The organism is Rhodococcus sp. P3_B8 (assembly GCF_056402775.1).
Window position 1 is genome coordinate 1 of sequence record NZ_JBFUGT010000232.1, and the last position, 10406, is coordinate 10406.

Below are 10406 nucleotides of genomic sequence, written 5' to 3' on the forward strand. Positions count from 1 at the left end.
GTTCCTGTCCGCCTTCGCCGCCCTCCACGACCCCACCAGTCGCGCCTACTACGACAAGAAACGGGACGAGAAGAAGAAACACAACGCGGCCCTGATCTGCCTCGCCCGACGCCGCTGCGACGTCCTCTACGCCATGCTCAAGAACAAGGAACTCTACCGGAATCCAACCCCCTCAGCGGCTTGACGAAAACCATAGGGACACCCCCCCGGTTATCAATGAGCGTCGCGGAAAGCTTGCTCGATGTCCGCGGGTGCGCGGACTGCGACTTGGCGGTTCTTCCTGCTCGGGCTGCGCGGCCTCTTCACTCTCGTCGGGTCTGGTCTCTCTCCTCGTTCTGCTCCCCTCCCTCGTCCTCGGGTAGCTATGCGTCTTCCCACTCCTGTTCGCCCTCTGCAGGCTCGTCACCCTCGAGGGGCGCTTCCTCACCCACTCCCCCACCAGGTCCACGCCGCTCGACTGGAGCGGGCGAAGACCGCGTACACCGTCCGGACCTGAGGGAACTCGATCGGCAGTTGCCGCCAGGCGATACCACCGCGCACGAGGTACAGAAAACTTCATGCCGATGCAATCCCCGGCGCGCCGTCCCCAACCGGCGAAACGGGGAAACGCGCGCGCCATCGTCGCGGTCGGCCGTTCCATCCTCGTGATCATTACACCCGACACATCAACCCTGAGATCAAGAGACGCAATCACTTTCGTGGGCTAGAGGCTCTAGGCCACACTGTCACACTCCGTGAATAGAACCGACCATTTGCTCTGTGGATTACTACCGGATGGGTGCCCTTGTATCCACAGACTTTCGTGACTTAAGGTGGAGTGCGCGCATCGCGCGGCGTGTCGGGGCCTGGGCGGGTTGCGTTGATAGACAGGCTAAATAGCCCTCCTAAGGATTGATCATGTCCACCAGGCCCACCGTATCGACGGTACAAGGACCCAGTTGTCCCCCGGCCGGCTCGTCACCAAGAATGCACGAGCGGGCATCGCCGGCACTCAGGCGCAGCTGGTCAGTTTTCCTCAGGTCGGCGGAGCCTCCCAAACGGGGGCGACACGTCGAGAGGTCTTGGTGGCAACCATCCGCACCATCGCCGGCACGGGCGGACTTCATGGCTCGGCGCCTCATCCCACAACGTCGGCCGATTCGCCGCCCCAGTCAATGAACCACACCAGCTTTCCCCGTGCTGGAGGAGGACGCCACGGGTGGTGCGCGCTCAGACGAAAGCTCCTGCAATAAGTTCGAGGGACCTCTTCACGTCGATGCACCGGCGAGTGACACCGAAGTGTCGCATCCCTCACACGCCGAGAACCGGGCAAACGATGTTTACCAAGACGTTGTTGATCGACAACTACGACTCCTTCACCTACAACCTCTACAGCTTTCTCAGCGAGGTCAACGGGTGCCCGCCGACGGTGGTGCGCAACGACGTCGACTGGCGTGCGATCGAACTGACCGAGTTCGACAATATCGTGATCTCTCCGGGGCCCGGTCGTCCAGCAAGCGAACGCGACTTCGGCATCAGCTCGCGGGCCATTCTGCAGGGTGGGCTTCCGACGCTAGGAGTGTGCCTCGGCCATCAGGGTTTATGCCACCTGTTCGGTGCGCATGTCGTCTTGGCACCAGAGCCGCGGCACGGTCGCAACTCAGCGGTATTCCACGACGGAAGAGAATTGTTCGCGGGCCTCCCCTCGCCCCTGTCGGTCGTCCGGTACCACTCTCTCGCCGTCGAAGATCTCCCTGATGAGCTGGAGCCAACTGCGTGGACATCCGACGGAATTCTCATGGGGGTAAGGCACCGCCAGCACCCGCTGTGGGGGGTGCAATTTCATCCGGAGTCGGTCTGCACCGACCATGGACATGAACTCCTCGCCAACTTCCGTGACCTCACTCCGACCCGCCGGAAGGGATCCGCCCCGAAGCCTCGACGTCGGCCGCGGACCTTGTCGCCATACGTGGTGGAAACACGACGGATAGATCGGCGAGTCGACCCACAGACGGTGTATGAGCGCCTGTTCGCAGACGGCCCCAACAGTTTTTGGCTCGACGGCAGCTCCACAGTGGAGTCGGACGCCCGCTTCACCATCATGGGCGACGCCTCTGGCCCACGCGCCGAGTACATCACGTACGACGTCGCGGACGGCACCGTCCTGGTGCACCGTTCCGGCGTTCCGGCCGGCAAACGACGCGTGCGATTCTTCGACTATCTCGACGAACAGTTGCGGGCCCGCGCTGTGCCGCCATCGCCGGACCTGCCGTTCTCGTTCAATCTGGGTTACGTGGGCTACCTGGGCTACGAGTTGAAGGCCGAAGCCGACGGCAATGCGCAACACTCCGCGGACACACCGGACGCTGCCCTGGTCTTCGCCGACCGCGCAGTCGTGATCGACCACGTCGACGGCAGCTGCTACCTGCTGGCGCTCAGCGAGCAGGCCCACGAACCCGAAACCCGCGACTGGATGCGCCGTACGGCCCAGGTAATCAACCGATTGCCCGTCACGACCGACGATGCGCTTCCCGCGCGGCCGCTCATCAGGTCGGCGGCAGACCCGCGCATGACGCTGCGCCACAACCGTGAAACCTACCTCGACAAGATCCGTACCTGTTTGGAGAACATTCGCGTCGGCGAAACGTACGAAGTGTGCTTGACGAACCACGCCCAGATCGATGTCGAGATAGACCCCGTCGAAACCTTCGCCTACCTCCGATCGATCACTCCAGTGCCCTACGCAGCACTCCTGAGGTTCGAGGCAGCGGACATACTCAGCGCCTCCCCCGAGAGGTTTCTGCGCGTTGACGCCGACCGGGTAGTGGAGTCCAAGCCGATCAAGGGCACCCGGCCGCGGGGAACAACCGCTGCGACGGACGACGCGCTCCGCCAGGACCTGCTGACGAGCGAGAAGGACCGGGCCGAGAACCTCATGATCGTCGACCTCGTGCGCAACGATCTCTCACGGGTCTGCATCCCCGGTTCGGTGCACGTACCGCGATTGTTCGACGTCGAAACCTACGCACCGGTCCACCAACTCGTGTCGACGGTGCGGGGGACGCTGCGCAGCGACGCGACTGCAGTCGGGTGCGTGCGCGCCTGCTTCCCGGGTGGCTCGATGACCGGAGCACCGAAGATTCGCACCATGGAAATCATCGATCGGCTGGAGGAGGGGCCGCGAGGCGTGTACTTGGGCGCCCTCGGCTGGCTGTCCATCAACGGCACCGCCGACCTCAGCATCGTCATCCGAACCATGGTGTCCCGGCACGGGACAGTGAGCTTCGGGATCGGGGGCGCCATCGTCGCATTATCCGACCCCGACGAAGAGTTCACCGAGACCCTGGTCAAGGCGGCCGCCATGCGCAGGGCCCTCACGATCAGCGCCGGCAGATCCCCCGCCCTCGCCCACAGCGTCGGTCCGCAGACCTCGAGTGACGCCATCGATCGAGCCAGGCGACGACCCTCGCGGGCCGAACTGGGCGGTGTAGAAGTGTGGGTCTGCCCCGGTGTGCCGGCACCCAGGGCCAACACCGAACTTGTACTTGCCGAGGCCCTCGCCGATATTTCACATGTCACGACTCCAGTGGTCGTGGATCTGTGCACCGGTTCGGGAGCAATCGCCCTGGCAATCGCGCATGCCCGAGCCGATGCCGGTGTACATGCCGTGGATGCGGATCCGACAGCCCTGAACGTGGCGCGACGCAACATCGAACGTCAGATCCGCCTCGGCGAGAGCCCGATCGTGCTTCACGAAACCGCCGTCTCCACGCCCAATCTGCTGTCCGGCCTTGCCGGAACGGCCGATCTGGTCCTCGCCCGTCCACCGTGCATTCCCGACGACGAAGACCTTCCCTCACAGTGCGGCGAGTACCGCCGACGGGCCTTGGTCAGCGGCACAGATGGGCTGAAGCTCGCCCGGCAAACGATTGTTGCGGCGGCACGGCTCCTGCACGCGGGCGGCAGCCTCGTCGTGGAGCACCGCCCCGACCGCTCCACGACAGTGCTCGCACTACTCGACGAGAACAAGTTCTTCGCCAACGTGGCAACACACTTCGATCAGGCGGGAGAAGCGGCCTACACCACGTGCGCGCGGACATCCATGCAACTCCAGCACGCCGAGGTCGGGCCCGAGCCCAACCCTTGCACGCCTCCTGGTGCGAAGAGCAGATCGGAGAAGAGTCGTGGACGCCGTCCCGCCACCGATTCCAGGAATTGAAATGCGCTCGGGAGCCCTTCCGTCCGAGGCATGCCGTTTATCGGCCGCACAAAAGGGAATCTGGTTCGCCCAGCAACTGGCCGGCGAGCTCCCGATCACGATCGCGCAATACGTCGAGGTCTTCGGCGAGTTGGATATCGATTTGCTCGAGGCGACCAGTCGCGTGGCGGCCAGGGAGTTCGGTTCCGGGTTCTTACGCCTGGTCGATCACGACGGCGAGCTGTATCAACTGGTCGACGATTCTTCCGACAGCGGAATCCGGCGAATCGACTTTCGCGCGGAGGACGACCCGAGCGTCGCCGCGCAGCAGTGGATGCGCAGCGAGTTCAGCACCCCGATAGACCTCCTCCACGATGCGCTCGCAGTCTCGGCGATCCTCCGAGTCGGCGACCGGCACTACTACTGGTACTCACGCGTTCACCACATCGCCCTCGACGGCTACGGCGCCATGACGCTGATGCAGCGTATTGCCGAGTTGTATACGGCCGCAGTTGCCGGTGTCGARGACCCGCCGCTCCGCGTGCTGGACCTCGCACAGATCGTTGAAATCGATGCTGCCTACCGGAACTCGGATCGCTTCGAGGCGGATCGGCGGTACTGGGCGGAACGGACCTCGGGACTGCCGGAACCTGCGAGCCTGGCGGGGCGGTCGGCGCCCGTCGAGGCGCATCCGCGAGTGGCCAGCGCGGCCTTGTCACACGACGTAGCCTCAATGCTCGATTCGGTCGCAACGAAGCACAACTCGAGTGCGGCAACGGTCTTGGTCGCTACTCTTGCCGGCTTCCTGTGCCGGATGACAGGAAGATCGGACATCGTTCTCAGTCTGCCGGTTTCGGCCCGAACGACCGCACCGCTGCGACGCTCAGGTGGGATGTTGGCCAATGTCGTGCCGCTACAACTCGAGGTGGGCGCGGACGTGACGATCGGGGCGCTGATCCACTCCGCCCAGCTCGAGTTGACCGGGGCGCTGCGGCGGCAGCGGTACCGCCGTGAGGACATCTGCCGTGATCTCGGCAGGGACATCAGCCGCAATCGCTCGTTTGGTCCGACTCTCAACATCATGCCGGCCGACCGAGAGATCCGGCTGGGCCCGCACCTCGGCCGGCTGCACGTGTTGACCTCCGGGCTCGTCGACGATCTTTTCGTGAACATCTACCCGAGCGTGGGCGGCACCACGACGCACATCGACTTCCAAGCCAACCCGAGCCTGTACGACGACGACATTCTCAAATGTCATCACGACCGCTTGTTGTCCTTTCTCGACCGCTTCCTTTCTGCCGATGCGGGGAGTCGGGTCGGYGACCTCGACMTCCTCGACSCCGACGAAMRACGGAACCTGCTCGACCGCACCGGCGGCCCCGAACACCCCGCAACGACACTGCCACAACTGCTCACCACCGCCGCAGCACACAACCGCACCGCACCAGCGGTGACATACGAAGACCACCACCTGTCCTACGAACAACTCGACACCGCATCCTCCCAACTGGCACGGATCCTGATCGCCGAAGGCATCGGCACCGAAGACACCGTCGCCATCGCACTCCCCCGCTCCCTCCAAGCGACCCTCGCAATCTGGGCGACCACCAAAACCGGCGCCGCGTTCCTCCCCATCGACCCGAACTACCCGAAAGACCGCATCACCCACATGCTCTCGGACTCCCGAGCCGCACTCGGAGTAACCACCACCGAGCACGCCACCACCCTGCCCAAACCACTGCCCTGGCTCCTCATCGACACCCCCGACCTCGAAACCCGCTGCAACACCATGGATTCAGGTCCCATCACCGACACCGACCGMCTCCGACCCCTACACACCACCAACACCGCCTACCTGCTCTACACCTCCGGCTCCACCGGCACCCCCAAAGGCGTCGTCGTCACCCACCAAGGGCTGGCCAACCTCGCCGCCGAACAACGCGAACGATTCACCATCACCCCCGACTCCCGCACCCTGGCCGTGGCATCACCGAGCTTCGACGCCTCGGTCTTCGAACTACTCCTCGCCACCGGAACCGGCGCCACCATGGTCATCGCCCCACCCACCGTCTTCGGCGGCGACGAACTCACCCACCTCCTCCACACCACCCACGTCACCCACGCCGTGATCACACCGGCCGCACTGGCCACCATCGACCCCACCGACCTCCACACCCTGCACACCGTCCTCTCCGCCGGCGAGGCCTGCACCCCCGACCTGCTCACCCGCTGGGCCACACACACCGACACCTCCCCCACCCACACACCCCGCCGCTTCTTCAACGGCTACGGCCCCACCGAAACAACCGTGATGAGCAACTGCAGCGGACCACTGCCACCCGGCGGCCCGGTCACCATCGGCGGCCCGATCCGCGGCACCCACGCCTACGTCCTCGACGACCGACTCCGCCCCGTCCCCACCGGCGTGACCGCAGAACTGCACCTCGCCGGGATCCAGCTGGCCCGCGGATACCACAACCGACCCGCACTGACCGCCGAACGGTTCGTCGCCAACCCCTACGGCCCACCCGGCSAACGCATGTACCGCACCGGCGACCTCGTCCGCTGGCACCCCGACGGCAACCTCGAATACCTCGGCCGCCGCGACCTCCAAGTCAAAATCCGCGGCCACCGCATCGAACTCGGCGAAATCGAAGCCACCCTCACCACCCACCCCGACATCACCCACGCCGCAGTGACAGTCCACCAGGGCCCAGTCACCGAGCAACTGGTGGCCTACGTGGTGCCGACCCCGGGCGCCCACCTCGACCCCGACACGCTCGCCGCGACGGTCGGTGCGCGCCTGCCCGATTTCATGGTGCCGTCGGTGTTCGTGACCCTCGACCGGATGCCAGTGAGCGTGAACGGCAAGATCGACCGGCGAGCACTCCCCGCACCAACACCGTCGAACCGGCAGTTCCGACCACCGGTCACCCCCACCGAACAGACCATCGCCGACGTCTTCACCGACGTCCTCGGCGTCGACCGCGTCGGGGTTGACGAGTCGTTCTTCGCTCTCGGTGGCGACAGCATCGTCGCGATTCAGTTGGTCTCGCGCGCGAAAGCCCGGGGCGTGGTGTTCTCCTCACGCGATGTATTCGAGCGCAGGACCGTTGGCGGCTTGGCTGCAGTCGCGCAGCGTCCCGAGGACTCCGGACTGCCGGTGGCCCTCGAGGAGTTGCCGGGCGGCGGCATCGGGTGGATGCCGCTGACCCCGGTCGCGCGGGCGCTGATCGAGCGGGGTGGTGGCTTCGGTCGATTCTCGCAACACATGTGGGTGGAGTTGCCGCCCGGAATTGAGCGCGGTGGGTTGGTGGCGACGGTCGAGGCCGTGCTCGAGCACCACGACATTTTCCGGTCTCGACTTGTCGGCGACGAAGGCGGGTGGGGTCTGGAAGTCGGTGGGTCGGATGCCGTCGATGTGGACGGCCTTGTTCGTCGGGTGGAGGTCACCGCCGATCTCGACGAGCAAGCCGCGGCGGCGTTGGCGGCGGCGCAATTGGATGCGGCGTTGGGGCGGTTGGCGCCGACGACGGGCGTGATGGTGCAGTTCGTGTGGCTCGATTTCCGGTCCGGATGCAGCACCGCGCAGCGGCCGGGCCGGCTGCTGATCGTCGCGCACCACCTGGTGATCGACGGGGTGTCGTGGCGGATACTCCTGCCCGACTTGGCCTCCGCGTGGGCGCAGGTGTCCGCTGGGCACACTCCAATGTTGGATCCCACCGGAACGTCGATGCGTCGGTGGGCGCACGCGTTGGTCGAGGAGGCATCGGCCCCGGCGCGGCTGGCGGAGTTGCCGATGTGGCAGGCACTGCTGCAAGCCCCCGACCCGGTAGTGGGCCTCCGCCCGTTCAACGCGGCTGTCGATGTGGGATCCACCCTCGACCGGGTCGAGGTGAGCGTACCGGCACCGGTGACGGCATCACTCCTGACGACCTTGCCGACACTGTTCCACGGTGGCGTCGAGGACGGACTGTTGGCGGCATTGGCATTGGCCGTCTGCCGGTGGCGGCGCACGCGACAGGTCTTCGAATCCTCGACGCTGATCCAACTCGAGGGACACGGCCGTCAGGAGCAGATTGCCGCGGGAGCGGATCTGTCTCGAACGGTGGGATGGTTCACCACCGTGTTTCCGGTGCGTCTGGATATCGGGGCCGCCGACCTCGACGACGCCTTCACCGGTGGCGCCGGCGCCGGTGTGGTGGTCAAGTCGATCAAGGAGCAGCTGAGGTCGCTACCGGACAGGGGAATCGGCTACGGGCTGCTGCGCTACCTGAATCGGGACACAGCCGAGCAGTTGCGGTCGCTGCCGGTCGGCCAGATCAGCTTCAACTACCTCGGCCGGGTGTCCGGCGGTGGTGTGCCGAACGAGATGCCGCGGGCGGAGTGGGCACCGTGCGGCCATCTCGGCGACATCGCCGCCCCGGGAGATGCCGACATGCCGGCGAACGGCGTCGTCGACATCAATGCGATCGTCACCGACGCCAGCGAGGGTCCGGTGCTGGGCGCCACGTTCACGTTCCCGACCGGTGCAATCGGGCGGACCGATGTGCAGGACTTGGCGGAAGAATGGTGTGCCGCGCTCGCCGCCCTCGCCACCCATGCGCAGACCCCCGACGCCGGCGGGCTGACACCGTCGGATCTGCCGTTGATCACCGCACGCCAATCGGACATCGACCGCTGGGAAGCGGCGTATCCGGCGGTCACGGACGTGTGGCCCCTGACGCCGCTGCAGTCGGGTCTGCTGTTCCACGCGCTGTTGGCCGCGTCGTCGGTCGACGTGTACTCGATGCAGGTCGTGTTCACCCTCACCGGCCGGGTGGACGCCACCCGGCTGCACACGGCGGCACAGGCGGTACTGAATCGGCACCCGAATCTGCGGGTGGCGTTCGTCGAGGGAGCCGACGGCATACCCGTGCAGCTGGTCCTCGACAAGGTGCCGGTGCCATGGTCCGAGGTCGATCTCCGCGAAATCGACGACACCACGCGCCCGGACGCGTTGACGCGACTGCTGGCCGACGATCAGGCCACGCACTTCGACATGACCGCACCGCCGTTGATCCGGTTCACACTGGTCACCGTCGCCGAGGACCGATACGAGCTGGTCGTCGCCAACCACCACATCCTGCTCGACGGCTGGTCGATGCCACTGCTGATGACGGACATGCTCGCACTCTATGCCGCCGGCGACCAGGCGACGGCGTTGCCTCCCGCCCGTCCCTACCGCAATTATCTCGACTGGCGCGCCGAACAGGACCAGGCGACGTCGCGGCAGGTCTGGGCGGCGGCACTCGAGGGTGTCGAGGGCCCGACCCTGCTCGCCCCCGCCGACCCGGGCCGAGAGATCTCCTCTCGGGCGGGTGAAGTAACCGCCGATCTCGGCGAACACAAAACACGTGCCCTGTCCGAGTTGGCCGCCCGACTCGATGTCACCGTCAACACGGTCATGCAGGCGGCCTGGGGAATTCTGCTGATGCGGATGACCGGCCGCGACGACACAGTCTTCGGCAGCACCGTGTCAGGACGACCACCCCAGCTCGCAGGCGTGGAATCGATGATCGGGCTGTTCATCAACACGGTACCGATCAGGGTGCGCGCAGACCCGGACCAGTCGATCACCCAACTACTGACGCGGATGCACCGTGAACAGGCCGACCTGCTCGACCACCTCTATCTCGGACTCACCGACATTCAGCACGCCGCCGGAACAACCGACGCCCTCTTCGACACGCTGACGGTGTTCGAGTCGTACCCCGTCGAGCAGACCACACTTACCGAACAGGCCGACGCACTCGACGGCATAACCCTCGCCGGCGTCAGGGCCAACGACAACACCCACTACCCCCTCGCCCTGAAAATCACCGACGACACCCACATCCGACTAACCCTGACCTACCTCCACGACCTGTTCGACGAACCATACGTCCAAGCCCTGCTCAACCGATACCTGCATGTCCTCGAAGCCATCATCGCCGATCCCGACAGCCCGGTCGGCGACCTCGACATCCTCGACCCCGACGAAAAACAGCTGATCCTCGAGGACTGGAACCACACCGATCATGCGACAACCACCGACACACTGGTGTCGATGTTCGGTGCGCAGGTCACGCGCACACCCGACGCGCCCGCGGTGGTGGACGGAAACCGAACACTGTCCTACGCCGAGTTCGATGCACGCGTCAACCGTCTCGCCCGACACCTGATCACCCAGGGCGWGCGCCCGGAAACC

Annotated in this window: 2 protein-coding genes and 1 pseudogene; all 3 read left to right on the forward strand. The window is 65.5% G+C overall.

Annotation, left to right across the window (positions count from 1 at the left end):
• A pseudogene (locus AC1D1G_RS34835) lies at positions 1–184 on the forward strand (IS110 family transposase); the annotation flags it as partial.
• A gap of 1131 nt (positions 185–1315) precedes the next feature.
• On the forward strand, positions 1316–4198 hold the full coding sequence (gene pabB / locus AC1D1G_RS34840; protein WP_477955666.1) for an aminodeoxychorismate synthase component I: 2883 nt from the start codon (positions 1316–1318) through the stop codon (positions 4196–4198).
• Position 4199: 1 nt separating this feature from the next.
• A partial coding sequence (locus AC1D1G_RS34845; protein WP_477955668.1) for an amino acid adenylation domain-containing protein occupies positions 4200–10406 on the forward strand: 6207 nt, incomplete at its 3' end.